Here is a 24,321-nt window from a genome sequence, read left to right as displayed (position 1 = left end):
GGCCTCGGACGCGGTGTAGGCGTGCGCTTACCATCCAGGGCATGACGGTGCCGCCTGAAGAACTCGAACTGGCCGCCGCCTTCCCCCCGGCCGAGCGGGACCGGTGGCGGGAGATGGTGAAGGGGGTGCTGCGCAAGTCCGGCGCGGCGACCGAGGAGACCCCTCTCGGCGAGATCGAGTCCCTGCTGACCCGCGAGACCTACGACGGAGTGCCGATCGCCGCGCTCTACACGCGCGACGACGCCCCGCCCGGACGGCCCGGGCTCGCCCCGTACGTCCGCGAGGTGCGGCCCGACGGCGAGGGCCTCGCCGGCTGGGACGTCCGGCAGCCGCACGCCCACCCGGACCCGGCCGCGACGCGCGAGGCGGTCCTCGCCGACCTGGAGAACGGCGCCACCTCGGTCTGGCTGCGGCTCGGCGAGGGCGGGACGCCCGTCGCCGCGCTGCCGGAGATCCTGCGCGGCGTCCTGCTCGACCTGGCGCCCGTCGTGCTGGACGCCGGGGAGCGGACGGCGGAGGCCGCCGAGGCGTTCCTCGCGCTGGTCGCCGAGCGCGGGAACGGCCCGGACGCGTCGGGCAACCTCGGCGCCGACCCCCTCGGCCTCCAGGCCCGCACCGGCACCGCCGGGTCCCTGGACGAGGCGGCGGCGCTGGCCGTCCGGTGCGTCCGGGAGTTCCCGGGGCTGCGCGCGGTCGTCGCGGACGGCACCCCGTACCACGACGCGGGCGGCGGCGACGCCGAGGAGTTGGGCGCCGTGGCCGCGGCCGGCGTCGCCTACCTGCGCGCCCTCACCGGCGCCGGGCTGAGCGTGGACGAGGCGTTCGGGCAGATCGAGTTCCGGGTCGCCGTCAACGCCGACCAGTTCTCCTCGATCGCCAAGCTCCGCGCCCTGCGCCGGCTGTGGGCCCGGATCGCCGAGGTCAGCGGCGCCGCCGAGGGGATGGCCGCGCGCATCCACGCCGTCACCTCGTCGGCGATGATGACGCGCCGCGACCCGTGGGTGAACATGCTGCGCACCACCGTCGCGGCGTTCGCCGCCGGGGTCGGCGGCGCCGACGCCGTCACCGTCCAGCCGTTCGACGCGCGGCTCGGCCTGCCCGACGACTTCGCCCGCCGCATCGCCCGCAACACCCAGACGCTGCTGCTGGAGGAGTCGAGCCTCGCCCGCGTCGTCGACCCGGCCGGCGGCTCCTGGTACGCCGAGAGCCTCACCGAGGGCCTCGCCCAGGCCGCCTGGGCCTGGTTCACGGAGATCGAGAAGGCCGGCGGCCTCGCCGCCGCCCTCGGCTCCGGCCTGGTCGCCGACCGGCTCGCCGCGACCTGGGCGCGCCGCCGCAAGGACCTCGCCCGCCGCAAGGCTCCGCTCACCGGCGTCAGCGAGTTCCCGAACATCGCCGAGACGCCGCCCGAGCGCGACGCCGCCCCCGCCCGTCCCGGCGGCGGGCTCCCCGTCGTCACGTACGCGCAGGACTTCGAGGCGCTCCGCGACCGGTCCGACGCGCACGCCGAGGCGACCGGCGCCCGCCCGAAGGTGTTCCTCGCCACGCTCGGCCCCATCGCCGTGCACACCGCGCGGGCGTCGTTCGCCGCGAACCTGTTCCAGGCAGGCGGCATCGAGACGGTCACGGGCGCGCCCGAGGAGTTCGCGGCGTCCGGCACGGCCGTCGCCTGCATCTGCTCCAGCGACAGGCTGTACGAGGAGCAGGCCGCCGAAGCGGCCCGCGTCCTGAAGGACGCCGGTGCGGTGAAGGTCTGGCTCGCGGGTAAGGGAACCTACGAGGGGGTCGACGCCCGCGTGCACGCCGGATGCGACGCGATCGAGGCGCTGGAGACCACCCTCCACGATCTGGGAGTGAACGAATGATCCCCGACTTCACCGAGATCGGGCTCGGGACGGCGCCCCCCGCCGGCGCGACCGCCGAGCGGTGGCGCGCCGCCGTCGCCGACGCCACCGGCAAGGACCCCGAGGCCCACACCTGGGACACCCCGGAGGGCATCGGCGTCCCGCCGCTGTACACGGGCGACGACCTCGCCGGGCTGGACTTCCTCGGCACCCTGCCGGGCATCGCCCCCTACCTGCGCGGCCCGTACCCGGCGATGTACGCCACCCAGCCGTGGACGATCCGCCAGTACGCCGGCTTCTCCACCGCCGAGGAGTCCAACGCCTTCTACCGGCGCAACCTCGCCGCCGGGCAGAAGGGCCTGTCGGTCGCGTTCGACCTCGCGACCCACCGCGGCTACGACTCCGACCACCCGCGCGTCGCCGGCGACGTCGGCATGGCGGGCGTCGCGATCGACTCGATCTACGACATGCGGCAGCTCTTCGACGGCATCCCGCTCGACAGGATGAGCGTGTCGATGACCATGAACGGCGCGGTGCTGCCCGTCCTGGCGCTGTACATCGCCGCGGCCGAGGAGCAGGGGGTGAAGCCGGAGCGCCTCGCGGGGACCATCCAGAACGACATCCTCAAGGAGTTCATGGTCCGCAACACCTACATCTACCCGCCGGCGCCGTCGATGCGGATCATCTCCGACATCTTCGCGTACACCTCGCAGCGGATGCCGAAGTACAACTCCATCTCGATCTCCGGCTACCACATCCAGGAGGCCGGGGCCACCGCCGACCTGGAGCTGGCCTACACCCTCGCCGACGGCGTGGAGTACATCCGCGCGGGCCGCGAGGCGGGCCTGGACATCGACGCGTTCGCGCCGCGCCTGTCGTTCTTCTGGGCGATCGGCATGAACTTCTTCATGGAGGTCGCCAAGCTGCGCGCCGCCCGCCTGCTCTGGGCGAAGCTGGTGAAGCAGTTCGACCCGGAGAACCCCAAGTCGCTGTCGCTGCGCACGCACTCGCAGACGTCCGGCTGGTCGCTGACCGCGCAGGACGTGTTCAACAACGTCGCCCGGACCTGCGTCGAGGCGATGGCCGCCACGCAGGGCCACACCCAGTCGCTGCACACCAACGCGCTGGACGAGGCCCTCGCGCTGCCGACCGACTTCTCCGCGCGCATCGCCCGCAACACCCAGCTGCTCCTCCAGCAGGAGTCCGGGACGACCCGGACGATCGACCCGTGGGGCGGCAGCGCCTACGTCGAGCGCCTCACCTACGACCTCGCCCGCCGCGCCTGGGGCCACATCACCGAGGTCGAGAAGGCCGGCGGCATGGCCAGGGCGATCGACGAGGGGCTGCCGAAGCTGCGCATCGAGGAGGCCGCGGCCCGCACCCAGGCCCGCATCGACTCCGGCCGCCAGCCCGTCATCGGCGTCAACAAGTACCGTCCGGACGTCGAGGAGCGGATCGAGGTCCTCAAGGTCGACAACGCCGCCGTCCGCGCCCAGCAGATCGATAAGCTGCGGCGGCTGCGGGAGGAGCGCGACGAGACCGCGACGCAGGCGGCGCTCGCCGCGATCACCGCCGCGGCCGAGGCCGCCGAGAACGGCACCCGCCCCTCCGACCTGAGCCACAACCTGCTGTCCCTCGCCATCGACGCCGCCCGCGCCAAGGCGACCGTCGGCGAGATCTCCGACGCGCTGGAGAAGGCGTACGGGCGGCACGCCGCGCAGATCCGTACGATCTCCGGGGTGTACCGGGAAGAGGCAGGGACGGTGTCGAGCATCGAGAAGGCGCGCGCCGCGACCGCCGCGTTCGAGCAGGAGGAGGGCCGCCGGCCCCGCATCCTCGTCGCGAAGATGGGCCAGGACGGCCACGACCGCGGCCAGAAGGTGATCGCGACCGGCTTCGCCGACCTCGGCTTCGACGTCGACGTGGGCCCGCTGTTCCAGACGCCGGGCGAGGTCGCCCGGCAGGCGGTGGAGGCCGACGTGCACATCGTCGGCGTCAACTCCCTCGCCGCCGGGCACCTCACGCTGGTGCCCGCGCTGCGCGAGGAGCTGGCCGCGCTCGGCCGCGACGACATCATGATCGTCGTCGGCGGCGTCATCCCGCCGCAGGACTTCGACGAGCTGCGCGCCGCCGGCGCCGCCGCGATCTTCCCGCCCGGCACCGTGCTCGCCGACGCGGCGATCGGCCTGCTGGACGAGCTGACCGCTGAGCTGGGGCACTCCGCGCGGTGAGGCCCGGCCTGGAGGACTACGTCTCCGGGGTCCGGGACGGGTCGCGGGCGTGGATCGCGCGGGCGATCACGCTGGTCGAGTCGGCCCGTCCCGACGACCGGGAGCTGGCGCAGCGGCTGCTGGTCGAGCTGACCCCGTACACCGGGAACGCCCGCCGCGTCGGGATCACCGGCGTGCCGGGCGTCGGCAAGTCCACGTTCATCGACGCGCTCGGCACGAAGCTGACGGGAGAGGGGCACAAGGTCGCGGTCCTGGCCGTCGACCCCTCCTCGACCCGCACCGGCGGCAGCATCCTCGGCGACAAGACCCGCATGCAGCGCCTCGCCGCCGACCCGGACGCGTTCATCCGCCCCTCGCCGACCGCCGGCACGCTCGGCGGCGTCGCCAAGGCCACCCGCGAGGCGATGGTCGTGATGGAGGCCGCCGGGTACGGGGTCGTCCTCGTCGAGACGGTCGGGGTCGGGCAGTCCGAGACGACGGTCGCCGAGATGGTCGACTCGTTCCTGTTCCTCACCCTCGCCCGCACCGGCGACCAGCTCCAGGGCATCAAGAAGGGCGTCCTGGAACTGGCCGACGTCATCGCCGTCAACAAGGCCGACGGCGACCACAGGATGGAGGCGAAGCGGGCCGCCCGCGAGCTGTCCGGCGCGCTGCGGCTGCTGCGCAGCGACGAGCGCGCCCGCGCCACCCCGGTGCTGACCTGCAGCGCGCGGGAGGGCACCGGCCTGGACGAGGTGTGGGACGAGATCGTCGGGCACCAGGAGCGGCTCCGCGAGTCCGGCGAGCTGGAGGCGCGGCGGCGCCGCCAGCAGGTCGGCTGGACGTGGGCGATGGTCCGCGAGCGGCTGCTCGGCGAGCTGCACGCCCATCCCGCCGTCCGCGACATCGCGCCCGGCCTGGAGAAGAGCGTCGCGGACGGGACGCTCACCCCGGCGCTCGCCGCCGAGCGCATCCTGGAGGCGTTCTCGCGCGGGCACTGACTCCGACGAGGCCGGCCGGGGGCGCGGGAGGCGTCCCCCGGCGAGAGATACAAAGGGGCCTTCCAGACGTCCGAAACCACGGGTTGCCCGGGCTCCCGGTCGCGGCGGACGACGATCAGGTACAACAGTCGGATGGACGTCATCGCGCTCGATGATCCGACGGACGCGCAGATCCTGGAGTGGCACGCCGTGCTGTCCGCCGTGCACGCCGCCGGTCCGGCGGGGGAGCCGGCGCCGGAGCCGGAGCAGACGGCCGAGCGGCTCCTCGGCGGCGACCCGGGCTCGCGGCAGCGGCTGTGGGCGGTCACCGGCGGGGGCCCGGCCGGCGGGGGACTGGCCGGCGTCGCGGCGCTGCGGCTGCCCGGCGCGCCGGGCGCCGACCGCCCCGCCGAGATCGACATCCAGGTCCGGCCCGGGGACCGCCGCCGCGGCGTCGGCCGCCGGCTGCTCGCGGCGGCCGCCGAGGGCCTGCGCGCCGACGGCCGCACCAGCGTGATCGCGCAGGTCCACGCGGGCACCCCGGCGGTCCCGTTCCTGGAGTCGCACGGGTTCGAGTGCGTTCTGGTGCTGCGCGGCATGCTGCTGCGGCTGGACGAGGTCCCCCCGGAGCGCGTCGCCCGGCTCGTCGCGGCGGGCCCGGCGGGGTACCGGCTGATCCGCTGGCAGGGCGTCGTCCCCGACGAGCACGCCACCGCCCTCGCGCACGCCAAGTACGCCATGGCCGACCTCGCCGAGTACGAGGGCGCCCCCTGGGACGCGCACCGCGTCCGCGAGACGGCCGAGGTGGTCGCCAAGCGCGGCGACGACCTCTACACCGTCGCCGCCCTCGACGCGTCCGGCACGGTCGTGGCCGGCTTCACCGAGGTCGTCGTCCCGCACGACGCCGCCGGCCGCGCCGCCCAGTACGACACCGCCGTCGCCCCCGAGCACCGCGGCCGCCGCCTCGGCATCTGGGTCAAGGCCGCGATGCTCGAGTGGCTCGCGGCGGAGCGCCCCGAGGTCCGCGAGATCGAGACCGACAACTCGGGGGACAACGAGCACATGCTCGCGGTCAACGAGGAGCTCGGCTTCCGCGTCGAACGCGAGTCCCTGGAGTACCAGGCGCCGACGTCCGCGCTGCCCTGACCCCGCCCGAGGGGCGTCCGAGCGCGCCCTATCCACAGAATCCCGTTCTGGTTCCGTCCGCCACCGCTCCCGGCCACGCTGGAACCCCGGGCGCGGCAGGGGGCCGTGCCCGCGGAACGGGGGAGGCGGGCCCATGGGCGGGCGGTTCGTGCTGGAGGTCCCGGCGTCGGTGACGACGCGGTTCCTCGTGGCGACCCAGGCGAGGACGCTCCCCGGGCCCGGCCGCCTCCCGGACGCCATCGGCGACGGCGCGCTCGCGCGCGAGGCCGCCGCGATGCTCGCGTCCGCGGGCCTCGTCGTCGAACCCGTCACGCGCCCGTCCGCCGACCTGAAGGCCCGCTTCCACCGGCTCGCCGCACCGCACGGCCGGCTCGGGACGGTCGTCGGCGCGCGCCGGCACATCGCGGTCACCGCGGAGGGCCCGCCCGCCGGGCAGCCGCGGTCCGCGCAGGCGGCCCGGCTCGCCGCCCGCGCCCTCGCCGCCGCCGTCGGCGGCACCGTCGCCGACCTGGACTCCCGGCAGATCCTCCCCGGCGCGCCACCGGACGCCGAGCCGGAGCGGTGCGTCCTCGGCCGCGCGTGGGTGTCGGTCTTCGTCACCCTCGACCCCGGCGACGGCGCCCGCGCCCGCGTCGACACGGCCGGCCTGCACCGCTTCGGCCTGCCGGAGGTCGCCGTGCGGCACGTGCCGTACGCGAGCGTGCTCGCGGCCGCCAACCTCGTCCGCGGGCTGACCTGGCAGCTGGTCGCCGAGCAGACCGCGTGGCTCGGCCGGGGCCACCGCGACCGCACCCGCGCCACCCGCCGGGACCGCGCGGTGTCCGCCGCCGACGTGCTGCGCTTCTGGGGCACCGGGCCGCAGGGCCCCGCTCCCGGCGACGCGGAGTCCGTCACCGTCCGGCTCGGCTGGACCGGCACCGACTGCCCGGACTGCGCCGCCGCCATCGAGGCCGTCCCGCCCGTCCGAGTCCCGGCCGCCCCGCGTGCCTCCGATTCGCCCGGTCCGGTCCCGTGCGCGTCGCCTCCGCACGCCGGCCCCGCCGAGGACACGTGGTGGCGCGCGGCGGCGGAGGCGATGCCGAAGATCGCCCGGGCCGCCCCCGACCCGCCCGGCCGGAGCCCGCCCCCACCCGGCCCGGTGAAACCTCGGGAGGGGGCCGGGCCGGTGACCTGAAGCGGGTGGGAAAAACCGTTGCCTTTGCGGGGCGCGCGTCGGCATTCTGATGGAGGCTTCCGGGAAATGCCCGGAAACCGGAGAATTTCCGGAACATTGTCTCGTAGTTCAACGGCAGAACGCCGCACTGTTAATGCGGATATCCAGGTTCGAATCCTGGCGGGACAGCGGCCCGGGGTGGGAGGTGACCCGGTGAACGTGCTCGTCCTGAACGCGTCGTACGAGCCTTTACAAAAGGTGGACCTGCGGCACGCCATCCGCATGCTGGTCCGCGAGGTGGCCGTCGTCGAGGAGGCGGAGGAGGGCCGGACCATCGGCCGCTTCCCGGTGCCGCGGGTGCTGAGGCTCGTCCGGTACGTCGCGATGCGGTGGCGGTACGGCCGCCGGCCGCCGTGGAGCAAGCGCGGCGTCTACCTGCGCGATCGGGGCCGGTGCGGCTACTGCGGGCAGCGCGGCAACACGATCGACCACGTCCACCCGCAGTCGCGCGGCGGCGGGAACACCTGGGAGAACACCGTCCTGGCGTGCGGCCGCTGCAACAACCGCAAGGGGGACCGAACGCCCCGCGAGGCCGGGCTGCGGCTGCGCTGGGAGCCGCGGGCCCCGCGCTGGGAGGACCTCGTCGGGACCTGAGGGGAGGCCGCCGGACCCCGTCCGGCGGCACGGGGGTGGGGCCGGATCGCCCAAGGGCGGTCCGGCCCCCTTTACGTCGCCCGTAGTGCCGGTGTCACGCAGTGTGCTTGCCCGAATGTCGGAGGGTTTGTGGTGATTGTGGTAGCGTGCCCGCCAATCTCCGACCCTCTGTTATCCGGGAGTGATCTGTGGCGTCCTTGGATCCCTTCGGCAGGACGGCGCGCCCGGCCGGCGGGCGCCGGGCGGCGCGGCGGCTCGCGGTGGTCGTCCTCGCGGTCGGGATGTCGGCGGCGCTCCCCCCGGCCGCCGGCGGCGCGGCCCGCGTGCCCGCCGAGCCGAAGAAGGACCTCGCGAAGGAGTACGCGAAGCTCAAGAAGCGCGCGGACACCCTGTCCAAGCAGTACCGCGGCGAGCTGATCTCCCTCGAGGAGGCGAAGAAGTCCGCCGAGCGGGCGGGCGCCGACGCCGCCCGGGCCGACCGGGAGTACGGCGCGGCCCGGCTCTCCGTCGCCCGCATCGCGTCCACCACCTACATGACCGGGCGGCTCGACCTCATCCCGATCGTCACCTCCGGGGACCCGTCGGCGGCGCTGCGCGACGCCTCGGTGGTCGAGCACATCAGCCAGGACAACGGCCGCCGCGTCGAGAGCCTGCGGCAGCTGAACACCAGGGCGGCGCAGTCGCACCGGACGGCGCAGGCGAAGCTGGACGAGGTGCGCAAGGAGATCGACGACCTGGAGGGCCAGCGCGCCCGCGTCAAGAAGCTGCTCGTCAAGTACAAGCCCGAGACGCCGAAGGCCCCGGCGGGCGGCGGGAGGCCCGACGGCGTCTCCGGGAGCAAGTCCCCGATCGTCGGCAACTCGATGACCGCGCGGATGCGGACGGTCCTGCTGGAGATCGACGGGAGGTTCGGGCCGTTCCCCACCATCGGCTGCTCGCGCCCCGGCGACCCGCAGGACCACGGCTCCGGCACCGCCTGCGACTTCATGGAGAGCACCGGCGGGAAGATGCCGAGCGCGTCCGCCCAGGCGCACGGCGACCGCGTCGCCCAGTACGTGATCGACAACGCGTCCCGGCTCGGCATCAAGTACGTGATCTGGCGGCAGCGCATCTACGACATGCGCGGCAGCGGCGGATGGCGCCAGATGGAGGACCGCGGCAGCGTCACCCAGAACCACTACGACCACGTCCACGTGTCCGTGCTGTGAGACGGGCCGTCCCGTGGCGGACGGGGTGGCCGCGCGGGGCGTCGCGATGACACGCTCACCGCATGGGCTATGACATCGAGGAGCCGTACGGGCCGCTGATCGAGACGACGGTCCGGGTGGCGACCTGGAACGTCTGGGACCGCTACGGCCCCTACGAGGAGCGCGAGGCGGCGATCGTCGAGATCCTCCGCGAAGCGGCGCCCGACGTGCTCGTCCTGGTGGAGGCATGGGAGGACGGGGACGACTCGCTCGCGGCGCGCCTCGGCCGGGCGCTCGGCCTCCCGCACGCGGTCTTCGGCGGATCCGGCGCCGGGGCCGTGCCGGGCGCCCGCTCGGGGATCGCGATCCTGTCGCGCTGGCCGCAGGCGCGGACCGGTGAGCGGCCGCTCGGCGACCAGGCCGGCGGCGACGGCGGTCTCGCCGTGTACGCCGATGTCCGGGGCCCGCGCGGCCCCGTCCACGTGTTCGGCGTCGGGCTGGGCTACAAGCTCGGGCACAGCGGGCGGCGGCAGGAGCAGGTCCGCGACCTCGCCGCCCACGTGCGCGAGACGGCGGGACGCGACGCGCCGGCGGTCGTCGCGGGCGACTTCAACGCCGACCCCGGCTCCGACGAGATCCGCATGCTCACCGGCCGCGCCGCCGTCGGCGCGGCCGGCGTCGTCTTCTACGACGCGTGGGAGATGGCGGGCGACGGAACGCCCGGCCACACCTGGAGCAACGCCAACCCGTGGGCGAGGCCCGTCCTGTGGCCGGACCGCCGCATCGACCACGTCTTCTCCGCGTGGCCCCGCGCGGGCGGCGCGGGCCATCCCGTCCGCTGCGCGCTGCTGGGCGTCGAACCGGTGAACGGGGTCGTCGCGTCCGACCACTACGGGGTGCTGGCCGACCTCCGCTACTGACCGGCCGTCACTCCGGGCGGGTGCCCACGACGGCGCCCTCGCCGGCGGACCGGAGGGCGGCCTCGATGACCTCCAGGCCCGCGATCGCGTCGGTGAGGGTGACCGGCGGGGGCGCCTCGCCGCGCAGCGTGCGCGCCACCGCCGTGTAGAACTCGTGGTAGGCGCCCGGGGCGGTCGGCTCCGGGCGGTCGTCACCGGGCGTCCCGAACACCCCGTACGATTCGGGCGGCGCGATGCCGAAGCCGGGGTCCTTCGGGGTGAGGCCCGCGCGCAGCGCCTCCTCCTGCCCGTCCATCCCGCTCACCGTGTACGCGGCGCGGTCGCCGAGGACGCGGAACCGCGGCCCGAGCTCCGCGGCGGTCGCGCTCATCCAGAGGTGGGAGCGGGTCCCGCCGCGGTGCTCCAGCGCCACGAACACGTCGTCGGGCGCCGCCGCGCCCCGCCGCCGCGTGTCGATCTCGGCGTAGACCCGGTCGGGGCGGCCGAACAGCGCGATCGCCTGGTCGATCAGGTGGGAGCCGAGGTCGTAGAGGATGCCGCCGGCGTCGCGCGGGTCCGCGCTCTCCTTCCAGCCCGCCCTCACCTCGGGCCGCCACCGCTCGAACCGGGACTCGAACCGCAGCACCCCGCCGAGCGCGCCGGAGCCGGCCAGCCGCAGCACGGTCCGGTAGTCGCCGTCCCAGCGCCGGTTGTGGAACGGGATCACCGGCAGCCCGCGGACCGCGCTCAGCGCGGCGAGCGACCGGGCGTCCGCCGCCGTCGCCGCGACCGGCTTGTCCACGACGACCGGGATCCCCGAGGTCAGCGCGGTGCGGGCGAGGGGGACGTGCTGCCGGTTCGGGGCGGCGACCACCACCAGGTCGTAGCCGCCGGACGCCTCCCACAGCCGGTCCGCGCTGGCGAGGACGGTCGTCTCCGGGTACCGCTCGGCGACGGCGCGCTGCCGCTCCGGGTCCCCCGTGACGACCGCGGCGAGCCGCATCCCCGGCACCGAGGAGATCAGGGGAGCGTGGAACACCGAGCCCCCGGTGCCGTATCCGATCAGCGCTGCACGCAGGTCCATGCGACGATCATTGCCGATGCGGCCCCGGCCGCGGGGCGCCGGGGTGGCGGCCGGCCGGTGCGGGCGGGACGCGACCTGCCCGGGCCACGTAGGCTTTTGCCCGGGGATGTCATGGATGAGGGGGACGCGTTGTCCAAACCAGTGCTGCTGACGGTCGACGACGATCCGGGCGTGTCCCGGGCGGTCGCGCGTGACCTGCGCCGCCGGTACGCCGAGTCGTACCGGATCGTCCGCGCCGAGTCGGGGCGGCAGGCCCTGGAGGCGCTGAGCGAGCTGCGGCTGCGCGGCGACGACACGGCGCTCCTGCTCGCCGACCACCGGATGCCCGAGATGAACGGCGTGGAGTTCCTCGAACGCGCCATGGACCTGTTCCCGTACGCGCGCCGGATCCTGCTGACCGCCTACGCCGACACCGACGCCGCGATCCGCGCGATCAACGTCGTCGACCTCGACCACTACCTGCTGAAGCCGTGGAACCCGCCGGAGGAGAAGTTCTACCCGGTGATCGACGCGCAGCTGGACGCGTGGCGGCGCACCGACCGGTCCCGGCCGGCGGAGCTGCGGGTCGTCGGGCACCGCTGGTCGGCCCGCTGCTACGAGGTCCGCGACTTCCTGGCCCGCCACCAGGCGCCCTACACCTGGCTGATGGACACCGACCCGGAGGGCGCGGAGCTGATCGCGGCGGCGGGCTCGCCGGAGCTGCCGCTGGTGGTGACGGCCGGCGGGGACACGCTGTGCGCGCCGTCGGACGCGGAGCTGGCGTCGGTGATCGGGCTGCCGAGCACCCCGTCCACCGGGTTCTACGACCTGATCGTGGTGGGCGGCGGCCCGTCCGGGCTCGGCGCCGCGGTGTACGGGGCGTCCGAGGGGCTGAAGACCGTCGTGGTGGAGCGGCGCGCGCTCGGCGGGCAGGCCGGGCAGAGCTCCCGGATCGAGAACTACCTCGGCTTCCCCGACGGGGTGACCGGCGCGCAGCTCGCCGACCGGGCGCGCCGGCAGGCCGACCGGTTCGGCGCCGAGCTGCTGCAGGCGGGGGAGGTCGTCGGGCTGGAGGCGCGCGGCACGGCCCGGGTGGCGCGGCTGGCGGACGGCACGGAGATCGCGGCGCACGCCGTCATCCTCGCCAGCGGCGTGTCGTACCGGCGGCTGAACGCCGAGGGCGTGGACGACTTCGTCGGCCGCGGCGTGTACTACGGCGCGGCGCTCACCGAGGCGCCGTCGTGCGCGGACGAGGAGGTCGCCGTCGTCGGCGGCGCCAACTCCGCCGGCCAGGCGGCCGTGCACCTGGCCAAGTACGCCAAGAAGGTGCACATCATCGTCCGGGCGGACGGCCTGGAGAAGTCGATGTCGCACTACCTGATCGAGCAGATCGAGCAGACGCCCAACATCGAGGTCCACACCGGCAAGACGGTCTGCGCCGCCGAGGGCACCGACCGGCTCGAGCGCCTCACGTTCGCGTGGCCGGGCGGGAAGAAGACCATCGACGCCCACTGGCTGTTCGTGTTCATCGGCGCCGAGCCGGGCACGGACTGGCTGGACGGCTTCGTCGAGCGCGACGCCCGCGGGTACGTCGTCACCGGCCCCGACCTGGTCGCCGGCGGGCGCCGCCCGGCCGGGTGGCCGCTGGCCCGCCAGCCGTACCACCTGGAGACCAGCGTCCCCGGCGTGTTCGCGGCGGGGGACGTCCGCTCGGAGTCGATGAAGCGCGTCGCGTCCGCCGTGGGCGACGGCGCCATGGCCGTCGCGCTCGTCCACCGTTACCTGGAGCAGGCATGACCATGACCGCATCGCCGGAGGAGCTCCGGTCGCTGTTCCTCTTCGAGGACCTCGACGACGAGAAGCTCGAATGGCTGTCGGCCTGCGGCACCGTCGCCGACATCCCCGCCGACGGGGTGATCTGCGCGCAGGGCGATCCGGCCGAGTTCCTGTACGTGCTGCTGGAGGGCGAGATGGTGATGAGCCAGCTCGTCCGGGACCACAGCGTCGAGACGAGCCGGACGTCGCGTCCCGGCACCTACGGCGGCGCCGTCCAGGCGTACCTGGACGACCAGATCGAGCAGAAGTACCAGCACACGCTCCGGGCGACGCGCCCGTCCCGGGTGTTCGTGCTGCCGGCCCGCAAGTTCAGCAAGGCCGTCCGCAAGTGGTTCCCGATGGCGACGCATCTGCTGGCCGGGATCTTCTTCGGGATGACGAACCTGCGGCGGTCCGTCGACCAGCGGGAGCGGCTCACCGCGCTCGGCACGATCACCGCGGGCCTCACCCACGAGCTGAACAACCCGGCGGCGGCCGCGGCGCGGGCCAGCGCCGAGCTCGGCGACCGGCTGCTCGCGGCGCAGAAGAGCCTCGCCGACCTCGCCGCGCAGGGCGCGGACTGCACGCGGCTGGCGGCGCTCGTGGCGCTGCGGCCGACGCTTTCCGCTCCTTCGGGTGCGCGGCGCAGCCCGCTGGAGGTCAGCGACGCCGAGGACGAGCTGGGCGACTGGCTGGAGGAGCACGGCGTCGAGGACGCCTGGGACCTGGCGCCCGGCCTCGTCTCCGCCGGGGTCGGGGTGGAGCAGGCCGAGGAGGTCGCGGAGGCGGCCTGCGAGCACCTGCCCTCGGCGATCCGGTGGCTGGCGGAGGTGATGGAGGTCGGGCAGCTCCAGGCGGAGATCTCCGAGGCGATGGACCGGATCACCGCGCTGCTGGACTCCGCCCGCCAGTACTCGCAGCTGGACCGGGCCGCCTACCAGCGGGTCGACCTGCGCGAGCTGCTGAACAGCACGCTGACGATGCTCAAGCGCAAGTTCGGGCCGGGCGTGACGGTCAAGACCGTCTACGACGAGTCGCTGCCGCCCGTCCCGGTGTACGCGGCGGAGCTGAACCAGGTATGGACGAACCTGATCGTCAACGCGCTGTACGCGATGGACGGCTCGGGCACGCTCACCATCCGGACGGCCCGGGTGAACGACCAGGCGATGGTGGAGATCGCCGACACCGGCTGCGGCATCCCCGAGGAGGACATCGACCGGATCTTCACGCCGTTCTTCACCACCAAGCCGGTGGGCCAGGGGACGGGCCTCGGCCTCGACATCTCCTGGCGGATCGTCGCCGACCGGCACGGCGGCGACATCAAGGTGGAGTCGCTGCCGGGCGACACCCGCTTCCAGGTTCTGCTGCCGCTGGCCGAGGCGTCCCGCAACGGGGACTGACGGCGCGCGTCCAGTCACTTCCCGGCGGGGTGGCGCGCTCCTTTTCGTCGATGGGGGACAAGCGCCCCCCTCCCCGCGGGTGATGTGCTTGGCGTACGGGCTCACACCGGGGTCGGCCCGGCGGACTCTCCCTCCGCCGGGCCGAGCGCCCGTCCCGCGGCGCCCGTACCGGCACCTGCTCCCGCGCTGATCCCTCTCGGGGGCGGAGTCAGTACGACTGGAGTTCGAGCAGGTTGCCGCCGGGGTCGCGCAGGTGCGCGGTCCGCAGGCCCGGCCCCCACTCCGGACGGTCCGCGGGCGCGGCCACCACCTGCCCGCCGAGCGCGGCCAGGGCGTCGGCGGCCCTGTCGACGTCGCCGACCCGGAACACCAGCATCGCGCCGTCCTGCCCGGACGGGGCGGGCAGGTCCGCGGTGCCGACCGTCTCCGCCATGCGGGCCCGCCCCATCAGGACCAGGACGCACTCGTCCTCGCGGTCCCAGTTGGCGTACTGCGCGGCGGGGAGCATCTTGACGGGCCGGATGCCGAGCAGTTCGTCCAGCGCCGCGGTGTAGAACCGGGCGCAGGCGTCGAAGTCGTCCACCAGCAGGCGCGGGTAGAGCGCGTCCATGCCGCCTCCAATTCATGGGTCTTCACCAATGATGGGTGTAACCCTACAATAGGCGGATGGACGACACCGCGGGCGCGCTGCCGCCCCGCCTCCTCGCGATCACCACGTTCGCGCTGGCCCAGGTGGGCCGGGCCGGCCGCGTCCGGATGGGCCGGATGATGGACGAGCACGGCCTCGGCCTGTGGCACTTCGCGGTGCTGTCCGCGCTGGACGACGCGGCCCCGGCCTCCCAGCGGGAGCTGGGCGCGCGGCTGCGCATCGACCCGAGCGACCTGGTGGAGGTGGTCGGACGGCTGGAGGCGGCCGGGTTCGTCCGGCGCGAGCGCGACCCGTCCGACCGGCGCCGCTACGTGGTCGAGCCGACCGCCGAGGGCCGCGCGGAGCTGGACGCGATCGGCCGCCGCGCCGCCGAGCTGGACGCCGACCTCCTGGCCCCGCTCCCCGCGGAGGACCGGGCCGAGTTCGCGCGCATGGTGCGCGTGCTGCTGGCCCACCACGACCCGAGGGCCCGCTGAACCGCGGCGGACGCGGGCCCCGGGCATGCGGCGGCCCCGGCGCGAACGGGGGTGCGCCGGGGCCGCCGGACCGGGGGACCCGGTAGGGGACTAGTCGAACAGGTCGGGCTGCTCGCGGGTGATCTGGTCGTAGAGCGGCTGGTAGTTGATCCAGCCGACGAGGTCGTTGCCGATCTGCTCGTGGGTGAGGACGGCGTTGTCGTGCTCGATCGGGACGACCTGCCCGGCGGCCTTCGCCAGCAGCTGCACCTGGCACGAGCGTTCCATCGTGATGAACCACCAGGCGGCGGCGTCGACCGTGTCGCCGACGGTGAGCAGGCCGTGGTTGCGCAGGATGACGGCCTTGTACTCGCCGAGGGCGGCGGCGATGCGCTTGCCCTCCTCCAGGTCGGTGACGACGCCCGTGTAGTCGTCGAACAGGCCGTGGTCCTGGTAGAAGGCGCACACGTCCTGCGTGATCGGCTCCAGCTTCTGGCCGAGCGCGGAGATCGCGCGGCCGTGGGTGGAGTGGCTGTGCGCGGCGGCGACGACGCCCGGGCGGGCCTGGTGCACCTGGGAGTGGATCGCGAACGCGGCCTCGTTCACCGGGTAGCGGCCCTCGACGACCTGGCCCTGGTGGTTGACGAGGATGAGGTCGCTGACCTTGATGTGCTTGAAGGACATCCCGAACGGGTTGACCCAGAAGTGGTCGGTGCGCTCGGGGTCGCGGGCCGTGATGTGCCCGGCGACGCCCTCCTCGAAGCCGAACTTGCCGAAGATCCGCAGCGCGGCCGCCAGCCGCTCCTTGCGGTGCCGGCGCTCGTCCTCCACGTTGTCGAAGGTCGGCGGCAGCCGGAAGATCAGGTCGGTGGGCAGCTTCTCCAGGAACTGCTCGTCGTCGGACATCGGCGAACTCCTCGGGCTCTGGGCGGGACACCGCTGGGCACTACCGCCAGCGAACACCAGGCGGCGGGCTCCCCGCTAGGGGAGGCGGCCCAAGCGCCGCCCCGCTCGTTGTCCGAGCGGGACAACGGCGGGGGACAATGGCGGGATGGAGTCCACCGAGGGCGACCGGTTCCTGCGGCTGGTGCGCGAGCGCGGCGACGACCCGCGGCTGCTGGAGGGCGCGGTGCGGGCGGCGCGCGGCCGGTCGGAGATGGTGGCGGCGCTGCCCGAGGAGGAGACGCGGCGGCACACCCGCGCGCTGCTGCGGGGCGTCTTCGCCGCGCTGGCGGACGGCGCCCCCGGCGAGGAGCTGCTGGACGCCGCCGGCCGGCTCGGCTCGGACCGGGCGCGGCAGGGCGTGCCGGTCGCGGCGTTCCTGGACGGGTTCCAGGCCGGCCGCGCCCACCTCGTCCGCACGCTCATTGAGGACGGCCGCCGCCGCGGCGTGCCGGACGCGCTGCTGCTGGACGGCGTCAGCCGCATCGACGAGATCAACACCGCGCTCGTCCACCGGATGGTGCACGCCCACCGGGTCGCCGAACTGGAGATGGCCCGGACGACGCGGGAGGGCCGCGTCCAGATGCTGCGGCAGCTCCTGCACGGCGAGGCCGTCCCCGTCCTCGCCCCCCTCGACCCGGACGCCGAGTACCACTGCGTCGTGTCGGACGTCAGCGACCCGGCCGTCGCGGCGGGGCTGGAGGCGCGCCTGGCCGCGGCGGGCCCCGGCCTGTGCGGGCTGGTGGACGGGCGGTTCGCCGCGCTGGTGGCGCGGCTGCCCGCGCCGGGGCCGGTCCGGTCCGGGCCGCTGCTCGTCGCGGCGCCGCCCGCGCGGCCCGGCGGCGTCGCGCCGCTGTACGACCTCGGCCGCCGCGCCCTGCGCGCCGGATCCGCGGCGGGTCTCACCGGGCTGCGGGAGCTGGCCGGCCTCGCGCTGCTCACCGTGACCGAGGCGGAGCCCGACCTCGGCGGGCTCCTCGCGGACGGGCTGCTCGGCGGCCTCGACCGCGACGACCCGTTCCACCGGGAGCTCGCCGGGACCGCGCTCGCCTACCTCGACCACGGCGGCCGGATCGAGCCGACCGCCGCCGCCCTGCACGTCCACGGCAACACGGTGAAGTACCGGGTGCGGCGGTTCCAGGAGCTGACCGGCCGCCCGCTGCTCGACCCGTCCGGCGGCGCGGCGGTGGAGCGGACGGCGCACTGGTGGTGGGCACTGCGCCGCTGGCTCGCCGCACCGGGCGCGTGACCGGCCGTCGGTGCCGGGTGATGGGATGGACGCGGCGCCCCGGGGCGGGGCGTCCCGGAGACAGAACGGGGGAGCAGTGACCGCACCGAGGATCAGCACGGTGATGTGGCCGATGCAGTCCTGGCCGGAGGCCGGCGAGCTGTGGCGGCGCGCCGAGGAGCTCGGGTTCCACCACGCCTGGGTCTACGACCACCTCGCCTGGCGCGGGACGACGCCCTGGTACGACGCGTACACCACGATGGCCGCCGCGGCGGCCGTCACCTCGCGGGTCCGGCTCGGCTCGCTGGTCACCTCGCCGAACTTCCGGCACCCGGTGCCGACCGCGCACGCGATCAGGACGATCGACCACGTCAGCGGCGGCCGGCTCACCGTCGGGATCGGCTCCGGCGGGACGCGACGGCAGTCCGACGCCGGCGTCCTCGGCGGCGGCGACTGGACGCCGGGCGAGCGCGCCGACCGGTTCGCCGAATGGGTCGGGCTGCTCGACCGGCTGCTGCGCGGCCCCGAGACCACCAGCGAGGGCGCCTACTACACCGCGCGGGACGTGGTGTCGGACCCCGGCTGCGTCCAGCGGCCCCGCGTCCCGTTCGTGATCGCCGGCGACGGGCCGCGCGGCATGCGGCTCGCCGCCCGGCACGGCTCCGGCTGGGTGACCAGCCCGCACGGCGACGGCAGCGAGCCGCTGGACGTGGTCCGCGAGCGGCTGGCGAGGCTCGGCGAGGCGTGCGAGGCGGAAGGGCGCGCACCGGCCGACCGGATCCTGCTGACCGGGTTCAGCGACGAGCCCTGGCTCGCGTCGGCCGGCGCGTTCGCCGACCTCGCGGGCCGGTACGCCGAGCTCGGCATCACCGAGATCGCCCTGCACTGGCCGCGTCCGGACACCCCGTGGGACGCCGACATGAAGGTGTTCGAGGAGGTCGCCGCGCAGGGCCGGTGAACCGGGACGCCGGGCGGGACCGGGACGGGACGGCGTGCGGGGGCGCCGGGCCCGGCCCGGAGGCGCGCGGTTAGACTCCTGCGGTGCCGTACGTCCTGCTGGCCCTCGCGATCGCCTTCGAGGTCACCGCCACGCTCGCGATGCGCGCCTCGGAGGGGATGACCAGGCTCGGGCCGTCCGTGCTGGTGGTCGCCGGCTACCTGATCTCGTTCGCGTTCATGGCGAAGGCGCTCACCTCGCTGAACGTCGGGCCCGTCTACGCGATCTGGTCGGCGCTCGGCACCATCGGGGCGTTCGCCGGCGGCGTCGTGCTGTTCGGCGAGCAGGTCCGGCCGCTGACGATCGCCGGCGCGGTCATCATCGTCCTCGGCGTCGTCGTGATGAACCTCGGCGGCGGAGTGAGCCGGGGCTAGGCGGCGCCGGTCCGGGCTCCGGCGCGCGCGCCGGGCCGGCGGCGACCGCGCGCCGCGCGCCGGAACGGCGGGTGTACTCCTGGCCGAGCGCGAACAGCAGCCAGGCCAGCGCGGTGGCGTCGTCCACGATCCCGACCGGCAGGAACACGTCCGGGATCAGGTCGACCGGCGACACGATGTACACCACCGCGACGACCATCGCGACGATCTTGCCGGTGGACGTCCGGTAGTACGCCTGCGCGCCGCCGCCCACCGGGCCGAGGCGCCGCCGGCGGCGCAGCCGCAGGATTCCCGCGACCAGCAGCACCGCTCCGGCGGACAGCGCGACGGCGCCCGCGAGCGTGAGGTCGACGCCGGCGAGGCGTCCGTCTGCGGTGAGGACGGTGACGCCGCCCGCGACGAGCAGCACCACTCCGAACCAGGCCATCGTGCACCTCCGGGGGAGTCGTCTGCGGTATTGCCGTTCAGGCGCGTTCCATTCGCGCGGACGGCGGTCAGGCGGGTTCGGCGGCGGTGGTGGTCCGCTGCTCCTCCAGCATGCCGCCGAGCAGCTGCGACGGCGTGCAGCCCGCCAGCGCGCGGAACTCCCGGTTCAGGTGCGCCTGGTCGTAGAAGCCGCAGGCCGCGGCGGCCTCGGCCGGGCCGAGGCCGCCGCGCGACAGCAGCCCGACGGCGCGCTGGAACCGCAGGACCCGGCCCATCACCTTCGGAGGCAGCCCGGCCTGCTCGGTGAACCGCTGGGTGAGGTGGCGCCGGCTCCAGCCCACCTCCTCGGCGAGCCGCGCGACCCCGACCGCGCCGCCGGTGCCGTCGAGCAGCCGCCACGCCCGCGCGACCTCCGGGTCCGGGACGGGGCCGATCTCCAGCCGGCGCAGCAGGAACGCGTCCATCAGGTCGAACCGGGCCGCCCAGGACGGTGTCTCCGCGAGCCGCTCGACGAGCGCCGCCGCGCCCGGCCCGAGCAGGTCCGGCAGCTCGACGGCCGCGTTGGTGATCCGGGCCATCGGCACGCCGAGCAGCGTGTACGCGCCGAGCGGCGTGACGTCGAGCTGGATGCCGTGCTGCCCGCCCGGGGTCGTGTACTCCCCGTGGCCGTCCTGCATGCCCGCGACGAACGACCCGTACTCGGTGCCGGGGGCGGAGGGCGTCGCCAGCCGCATCGGCGGGCCGAGGTTGACGATGACGACGGCGCCGCGGGTCGGGAGCGTCCGCATCCGGGACGGGACGGCCACGGGCTCCCAGTACCCCTGGTAGACGCGCAGGAGGGGGCGCAGCGCGCGGTGCGGCGGCCCGCTCGCCTCCAGCCATCCTCCCCGGTCGCGGATCTCGACCGGCCTGTCGACCATGACCCCCACTACTACCACCGGCCGCCGACATCGCCCCGCCGGCGGGGCGGGGTCACTCGTACATCTGCCCGCACACCGCGATCCGGGCGAGGTCGCCCCAGGTCATCGTGGTGATCTCGCGGACGTAGGAGCGGGCGGGCGGCTCCCCGGCCGCGGTGGGCACCGGCACCCGCGCGCCGTCCGCCGCGTCCCAGCCGCCGACGCTCCCGGCGACCGCGCACTCCAGGTACGTCGCCGGATCGAAGTTGTACCAGCGGGCCGGGGTCGCGCGGGCCCCCGAGCCGGGCGGGCGGGGCGCGTCGACGCCGAACCGCGCCTGCGGCCCCGGCGGGCGGGCGAGGAAGTCCTCCAGGTCGGCGAGCTGGGACAGCACGACCCGCTCCCAGTCGGCGTACCCGTCCGGCTCGTCACCGGGCAGCGACAGGTCCTTGGCGCTCCACGCGGGGTCGTAGGGGGCGGGCGGAGTGGTGGACGCGGCGGCGAACATCGCCGCGACGTCGTCGGGTTCGAGGCGCTCGTTGTCGCGCAGCGGAGCCGACACCTTCCACAGCGCGCGCAGGAACGCCGACAGCGACCACGAGGCCGCGCGGGCCTCCTGGCCGAGGTGCAGGAAGATCAGGTAGAGGTCGCGGTTGGTCCGGACGGACGGGCCGGGCGGCCCCTCCACCCAGTACGCCTGCTTGTGCGGGACGCCGCACTCCAGGGCCAGGACCTGCGCAAGCGCCGAGACCCGGGAGTCGTGCGCGGCCACATGGAACTTGTTGCCGAGGTCGTCCTGGCGGATGACGTCCCATGTCTGCATCCGGCTCCTCCACGGTCGGCGGTGCGGTCCCGAGGCCCCCGCTCAGAAAGTGTCCCATTCCGGCACCGGACCGCCAGTAGTGGTGATGTCACTTTCCGGACTCGAAGTCGTGACTTTCCGCACATGTCGAGAGGCGTGGAGCGCCCGGGAGGAGGACGCGGGCGAAGGCCCCGGCGAGGACTCCGGACGAGGGGGTCGGCGGGCGTTCCCGCCGGCCCCCTCACGCCGTCCGCTCAGTGCTTCGAGCGGTGCATCACCTGCATCTCGGTGAAGCCGTACAGGCCCCACGGGCCGTTCTCGACGCCGACGCCGCTCCACTTGAAGCCGCCGAACGGCTGGTGCGGCGCGAGCGCGAGGTGGGTGTTCACCCAGGCGGTGCCGCACTCCAGCTCCGCCGCGACCTCCGCGGCGCGGTCGGCGTCGGCGCTCCACACCGAGCCGGACAGCCCGAAGTGCGTGCCGTTCGCGCGGGCGAGCGCCTCGTCCAGGTCGGTGTACTTGATGATCGGCAGCGCCGGGCCGAACTGCTCCTCGTCGACGATCCGGGCGCCGTCGGCGATGTCGGCGAGGATCGTCGGCTCGAAGAAGTAGCCGGGGCCGTCGATCGGCCTGCCGCCGGCCGCCGCGCGGGCGCCGCCGGCCAGGGCGTCCGCGACCAGCTCGCCGACCCGCTCGTACTGCGGCCTGTTGTTGATGGGCCCGTACTGGACGCCCTCCTCCATGCCGTTGCCGACCTTGGCGGCCTTCGCCTGCTCGGCCAGCGCGTCCACCACGTCGCCGTACAGCGCCTCCGGCACGTACACCCGCTTGATCGCCGAGCAGACCTGGCCGTTGTTCTGGAACGCGCCGCCGAACAGCTTCGGCGCGACGGCCGCCGGGTCGGCGTCGTCCAGCAGGATCGCCGGGTCGTTGCCGCCGAGCTCCAGGGTGACCCTCTTGAGGTCGGGGGCGGCGGCCGCGGCGACCCGCTTGCCGGTGGCCACGCTGCCGGTGAAGCTGATCTTGCGGGGCACCTCGTGCCCGGTCATCCAGGCGCCGAGCTCGTCGCCGCCGGTGACGACGTTGAGCACGCCGGGCGGCAGCACGTCGCGCAGCACCTCGCCGAGCTTCAGGCTGGACAGCGGCGTGAACGGGGACGGCTTGAGCACCATCGTGTTGCCCGCCAGCAGCGCGGGCGCGATCTTCCACACCGCCAGCAGCAGCGGGAAGTTCCACGGGGTGATGGCGGCGACGACGCCCATCGGGCGGCGGACGACCTCGACCAACGCGTTGTCGTCGTCCTGGATGACCTCGCGGGGCAGGTCCAGCTCGGCGAAGTACTTCAGCCACACCCCGGCGCCGACGACCTCCATCGTCGCGTCGGCGAGCGGCTTGCCCTGCTCCAGGGTGAGGATGCGGCCGATCTCCTCGGACCGGGCGAACATGACGTCGGCCGCGGCCAGCAGCGCCTTGCGCCGCGCCGACTCGTCGCGGCGCCACGCGGGGTAGGCCGCCTGGGCGGCGGCCATCGCCGCGTCCAGCTGCTCGCGGGAGGCGTCGGGCGCCTGCTCGGCCACCTCGCCGGTCGCCGGGTTGATCACTCCGAAGGTGGCGGGCGCGTCCACCGCCGCGCCGTCGATGGTCATCGCGAAGTTCTCGGACACCGTTGCTCCTCCGCTCGGGTGGCGTGTAACCGAATGACGTTCAGTATTCACCGTGGACCGCCCTCTTGACGAGCGTCCCCTGCGGCGGATGATCAGCTCATGCGATCACGTCTCACCGCGGTGTTCGCCCTCGCCCTCGCCCTCGCCGCATCCGGCGGGGCGCCGGCGGCCGCCACCACCACCCACGCGAACTCCTCCGGCCGAGCGCCCGGGCTGGAAGATCCCCACCCGTGCGCGGGCCAGCCGGGCTACACCTGCTCGACGCTGACCGTCCCGCTCGACCACCGCGACCCCGGCAAGGGGACGCTCAAGCTCCAGGTGGCCACCGGGGACAACGTCCGCGCGCCCAAGGGGGTCCTGCTGTTCCTGACCGGAGGGCCGGGGCAGCCCGGCGTGCCGTTCATCTCCCGCATGGCCGAGCAGAGGCTCCCGGAACTGGCGAAGAACTACCGGTTCGTCACCATCGACCAGCGCGGCACCGGCGAGTACGGCGCCATCGACTGCCCGAAGCTCCAGGCCGAGGTGGGCAGCAGCGACATCGAGCCGCCCAGCCCGGGCGCCGTCCGCGAATGCGCCTCCGTTCTCGGCGACCGGCGCAGTTACTACACGACCGAGCAGACCGTGGGGGACCTCGAGGTGCTGCGGCGCGCGCTCGGCGCCCGCACGATGGTCCTGGACGGCGTCTCCTACGGCACCATGACCGCCGCCAGCTACGCCGTCGCGCACCCGCACAACGTGGGCAAGGTCGTCCTCGACTCGGTGCTGCCGCACGTCGACCCGCAGAACGACGACATGCTCTACCTCACCGGCCTGCGCGCCACGGCGCGCGTGCTCCGCGACGCCTGCGAGACGGCACCGGCCTGCGGGTTCGATCCCGCGCAGGACCTCGCCTGGCTCGCCCGGCACCGCTCCGACCACGTCCTGATCTGGGACATGCTCGTCAGCTACGAGTTCCTCGACCCCACCTACCGCGACCCCGACCCGGGCGGCCTCCCCGCCGGGTCCGGCGACGTCGTCACCGCGCTCCACCAGGCCCGGCACGGCGACCCGGCCCGGCTGGACGCGCTGCTCCGGATGATGGACTCGGGCGGCGACCCGGTCGCCGGGTACAGCTCCGGGCTCCACATCGCCACCATCTGCGGCGATGGCCACTTCCCATGGGGGACCTCCGAGGCGCCGCAGGCCGGGCGCGAGGCCGCCCTCCAGCGCGTCCGCCGGACCCTGCCCGCCTCCGCCACCTGGCCGTTCACTGCGGACACCGCCGTGGGCGACGGGTTCGTCCAGGAGTGCCTGAACTGGCCGTGGGCCCGGCACACCGCCGAGCCCGCCCAGGACCGGCTCCCCGCCGTCCCGATCCTGCTCCTGAACGGGGACCGCGACCTGTCGACGCCGCTGGAGTGGGCCCGCGAGGAACTCCGCCGCGCCCCGCTCGGCCGGCTCGTCGTGGTGAAGGGGGCCTCGCACTCCATCCAGAACCGCGAGCGCGGCACGCAGGGCCGCGAGGCCGTCTACCGGTTCCTCAACGGCTGACCAC

22 protein-coding genes and 1 tRNA gene are annotated in these 24,321 nt (G+C 74.7%); 16 read left to right on the top strand and 7 right to left on the bottom strand.

What is annotated here, in order from left to right; translation table 11 throughout:
* The first annotated feature begins 41 nt into the window (after positions 1-41).
* The 9 genes from J4557_RS24135 (at position 42) to J4557_RS24095 (ending at position 10,094) form a co-directional block, all read left to right on the top strand.
* On the top strand, positions 42-1,865 hold the full coding sequence (locus J4557_RS24135; protein ID WP_208269008.1) for a methylmalonyl-CoA mutase family protein: 1,824 nt from the start codon (positions 42-44) through the stop codon (positions 1,863-1,865).
* Positions 1,862-4,075 carry a methylmalonyl-CoA mutase gene (gene scpA / locus J4557_RS24130; RefSeq protein WP_208269007.1) on the top strand — a complete coding sequence of 738 codons (2,214 nt, stop codon included), beginning with the start codon at positions 1,862-1,864 and terminating at the stop codon, positions 4,073-4,075. Before J4557_RS24135 ends, scpA begins: the two co-directional genes overlap by 4 nt.
* Positions 4,072-5,055 carry a methylmalonyl Co-A mutase-associated GTPase MeaB gene (gene meaB / locus J4557_RS24125; protein ID WP_208269006.1) on the top strand — a complete coding sequence of 328 codons (984 nt, stop codon included), beginning with the start codon at positions 4,072-4,074 and terminating at the stop codon, positions 5,053-5,055. Before scpA ends, meaB begins: the two co-directional genes overlap by 4 nt.
* Before the next feature lie 132 nt (positions 5,056-5,187).
* Entirely contained in the window at positions 5,188-6,180 is a 993-nt protein-coding gene (locus J4557_RS24120) for a GNAT family N-acetyltransferase (RefSeq protein ID WP_208269005.1), read from the top strand.
* A gap of 133 nt (positions 6,181-6,313) precedes the next feature.
* Positions 6,314-7,354, top strand: a complete 1,041-nt coding sequence (locus J4557_RS24115; protein ID WP_208269004.1) for a hypothetical protein — start codon at positions 6,314-6,316, stop codon at positions 7,352-7,354.
* A gap of 97 nt (positions 7,355-7,451) precedes the next feature.
* Positions 7,452-7,522, top strand: a tRNA-Asn gene (locus tag J4557_RS24110).
* 24 nt (positions 7,523-7,546) lie between these two features.
* Positions 7,547-7,987 carry an HNH endonuclease gene (locus J4557_RS24105; protein WP_208269003.1) on the top strand — a complete coding sequence of 147 codons (441 nt, stop codon included), beginning with the start codon at positions 7,547-7,549 and terminating at the stop codon, positions 7,985-7,987.
* 188 nt (positions 7,988-8,175) lie between these two features.
* Positions 8,176-9,195 carry a coiled-coil domain-containing protein gene (locus tag J4557_RS24100; protein ID WP_307800164.1) on the top strand — a complete coding sequence of 340 codons (1,020 nt, stop codon included), beginning with the start codon at positions 8,176-8,178 and terminating at the stop codon, positions 9,193-9,195.
* A gap of 62 nt (positions 9,196-9,257) precedes the next feature.
* A complete protein-coding gene (locus tag J4557_RS24095; RefSeq protein ID WP_208269002.1) occupies positions 9,258-10,094 on the top strand; it encodes an endonuclease/exonuclease/phosphatase family protein in 837 nt (278 codons plus the stop codon).
* Between the two features lie 7 nt (positions 10,095-10,101).
* On the opposite strand, the gene J4557_RS24090 is transcribed toward J4557_RS24095, so the two are convergent.
* The gene (locus J4557_RS24090) at positions 10,102-11,157 is read right to left on the bottom strand and encodes a Gfo/Idh/MocA family oxidoreductase (RefSeq protein WP_208269001.1); all 1,056 of its coding nucleotides are present in this window, start codon (positions 11,155-11,157) and stop codon (positions 10,102-10,104) included.
* A 129-nt stretch (positions 11,158-11,286) separates the two neighbouring features.
* Here J4557_RS24090 and J4557_RS24085 point away from each other — a divergent pair, with 129 nt between their 5' ends.
* Together J4557_RS24085 and J4557_RS24080 are read left to right on the top strand one after the other, a co-directional pair.
* Positions 11,287-12,933 (top strand): NAD(P)/FAD-dependent oxidoreductase, encoded by a 1,647-nt coding sequence (locus J4557_RS24085; protein WP_243776253.1) that lies wholly within the window; start codon positions 11,287-11,289, stop codon positions 12,931-12,933.
* Positions 12,930-14,351, top strand: a complete 1,422-nt coding sequence (locus J4557_RS24080; RefSeq protein ID WP_243776252.1) for an ATP-binding protein — start codon at positions 12,930-12,932, stop codon at positions 14,349-14,351. Before J4557_RS24085 ends, J4557_RS24080 begins: the two co-directional genes overlap by 4 nt.
* Positions 14,352-14,559: 208 nt before the next feature.
* Here the strand turns inward: J4557_RS24080 and J4557_RS24075 are convergent, their stop codons facing one another.
* Positions 14,560-14,961, bottom strand: a complete 402-nt coding sequence (locus J4557_RS24075) for a VOC family protein (protein ID WP_208268999.1) — start codon at positions 14,959-14,961, stop codon at positions 14,560-14,562.
* Between the two features lie 56 nt (positions 14,962-15,017).
* Here J4557_RS24075 and J4557_RS24070 point away from each other — a divergent pair, with 56 nt between their 5' ends.
* On the top strand, positions 15,018-15,476 hold the full coding sequence (locus tag J4557_RS24070; protein ID WP_208268998.1) for a MarR family winged helix-turn-helix transcriptional regulator: 459 nt from the start codon (positions 15,018-15,020) through the stop codon (positions 15,474-15,476).
* A gap of 90 nt (positions 15,477-15,566) precedes the next feature.
* Here J4557_RS24070 and J4557_RS24065 read toward each other — a convergent pair whose 3' ends face one another.
* The gene (locus tag J4557_RS24065) at positions 15,567-16,361 is read right to left on the bottom strand and encodes a class II aldolase/adducin family protein (RefSeq protein WP_208268997.1); all 795 of its coding nucleotides are present in this window, start codon (positions 16,359-16,361) and stop codon (positions 15,567-15,569) included.
* A 145-nt stretch (positions 16,362-16,506) separates the two neighbouring features.
* Here J4557_RS24065 and J4557_RS24060 point away from each other — a divergent pair, with 145 nt between their 5' ends.
* The 3 genes from J4557_RS24060 to J4557_RS24050 all read left to right on the top strand — a co-directional run bounded on the left by J4557_RS24060 (position 16,507) and on the right by J4557_RS24050 (position 18,996).
* Positions 16,507-17,646, top strand: a complete 1,140-nt coding sequence (locus J4557_RS24060; protein WP_208268996.1) for a helix-turn-helix domain-containing protein — start codon at positions 16,507-16,509, stop codon at positions 17,644-17,646.
* A gap of 76 nt (positions 17,647-17,722) precedes the next feature.
* Positions 17,723-18,583, top strand: a complete 861-nt coding sequence (locus J4557_RS24055) for an LLM class flavin-dependent oxidoreductase (protein WP_208268995.1) — start codon at positions 17,723-17,725, stop codon at positions 18,581-18,583.
* Positions 18,584-18,666: 83 nt separating this feature from the next.
* The gene (locus J4557_RS24050; protein WP_190854075.1) at positions 18,667-18,996 is read left to right on the top strand and encodes a DMT family transporter; all 330 of its coding nucleotides are present in this window, start codon (positions 18,667-18,669) and stop codon (positions 18,994-18,996) included.
* Here J4557_RS24050 and J4557_RS24045 read toward each other — a convergent pair.
* The 4 genes from J4557_RS24045 to J4557_RS24030 form a co-directional block, all read right to left on the bottom strand.
* Entirely contained in the window at positions 18,941-19,423 is a 483-nt protein-coding gene (locus J4557_RS24045; RefSeq protein ID WP_208268994.1) for a YkvA family protein, read from the bottom strand. The genes J4557_RS24050 and J4557_RS24045 overlap by 56 nt on opposite strands.
* A gap of 67 nt (positions 19,424-19,490) precedes the next feature.
* Complete coding sequence (locus J4557_RS24040; RefSeq protein WP_208268993.1) at positions 19,491-20,342, bottom strand: helix-turn-helix domain-containing protein; 852 nt, start codon at positions 20,340-20,342, stop codon at positions 19,491-19,493.
* A gap of 52 nt (positions 20,343-20,394) precedes the next feature.
* Complete coding sequence (locus J4557_RS24035; RefSeq protein ID WP_208268992.1) at positions 20,395-21,144, bottom strand: hypothetical protein; 750 nt, start codon at positions 21,142-21,144, stop codon at positions 20,395-20,397.
* A 233-nt stretch (positions 21,145-21,377) separates the two neighbouring features.
* A complete protein-coding gene (locus J4557_RS24030) occupies positions 21,378-22,787 on the bottom strand; it encodes an aldehyde dehydrogenase family protein (protein WP_307800163.1) in 1,410 nt (469 codons plus the stop codon).
* A gap of 99 nt (positions 22,788-22,886) precedes the next feature.
* Here J4557_RS24030 and J4557_RS24025 point away from each other — a divergent pair, with 99 nt between their 5' ends.
* Positions 22,887-24,317, top strand: a complete 1,431-nt coding sequence (locus tag J4557_RS24025) for an alpha/beta fold hydrolase (RefSeq protein WP_208268991.1) — start codon at positions 22,887-22,889, stop codon at positions 24,315-24,317.
* Positions 24,318-24,321 lie beyond the last annotated feature (4 nt).

The organism is Actinomadura nitritigenes (assembly GCF_017573545.1).
GTDB lineage: Bacteria > Actinomycetota > Actinomycetes > Streptosporangiales > Streptosporangiaceae > Spirillospora > Spirillospora nitritigenes.
Note: the sequence above shows the minus strand (reverse complement) of the source record. Positions and strands in the feature narration are given on the sequence as shown.

Coding starts and splice junctions, on each gene's coding strand:
- J4557_RS24135 (WP_208269008.1), top strand. CDS start 42: ATGACGGTGCCGCCTGAAGAACTCGAACTGGCCGCCGCCTTCCCCCCG.
- J4557_RS24035 (WP_208268992.1), bottom strand. CDS start 21,144: ATGCAGACATGGGACGTCATCCGCCAGGACGACCTCGGCAACAAGTTC.
- J4557_RS24065 (WP_208268997.1), bottom strand. CDS start 16,361: ATGTCCGACGACGAGCAGTTCCTGGAGAAGCTGCCCACCGACCTGATC.
- J4557_RS24115 (WP_208269004.1), top strand. CDS start 6,314: ATGGGCGGGCGGTTCGTGCTGGAGGTCCCGGCGTCGGTGACGACGCGG.
- scpA (WP_208269007.1), top strand. CDS start 1,862: ATGATCCCCGACTTCACCGAGATCGGGCTCGGGACGGCGCCCCCCGCC.
- J4557_RS24095 (WP_208269002.1), top strand. CDS start 9,258: ATGGGCTATGACATCGAGGAGCCGTACGGGCCGCTGATCGAGACGACG.
- J4557_RS24040 (WP_208268993.1), bottom strand. CDS start 20,342: ATGGTCGACAGGCCGGTCGAGATCCGCGACCGGGGAGGATGGCTGGAG.
- J4557_RS24045 (WP_208268994.1), bottom strand. CDS start 19,423: ATGGCCTGGTTCGGAGTGGTGCTGCTCGTCGCGGGCGGCGTCACCGTC.
- J4557_RS24070 (WP_208268998.1), top strand. CDS start 15,018: ATGGACGACACCGCGGGCGCGCTGCCGCCCCGCCTCCTCGCGATCACC.
- J4557_RS24060 (WP_208268996.1), top strand. CDS start 16,507: ATGGAGTCCACCGAGGGCGACCGGTTCCTGCGGCTGGTGCGCGAGCGC.
- J4557_RS24025 (WP_208268991.1), top strand. CDS start 22,887: ATGCGATCACGTCTCACCGCGGTGTTCGCCCTCGCCCTCGCCCTCGCC.
- J4557_RS24075 (WP_208268999.1), bottom strand. CDS start 14,961: ATGGACGCGCTCTACCCGCGCCTGCTGGTGGACGACTTCGACGCCTGC.
- J4557_RS24120 (WP_208269005.1), top strand. CDS start 5,188: ATGGACGTCATCGCGCTCGATGATCCGACGGACGCGCAGATCCTGGAG.
- J4557_RS24080 (WP_243776252.1), top strand. CDS start 12,930: ATGACCATGACCGCATCGCCGGAGGAGCTCCGGTCGCTGTTCCTCTTC.
- J4557_RS24090 (WP_208269001.1), bottom strand. CDS start 11,157: ATGGACCTGCGTGCAGCGCTGATCGGATACGGCACCGGGGGCTCGGTG.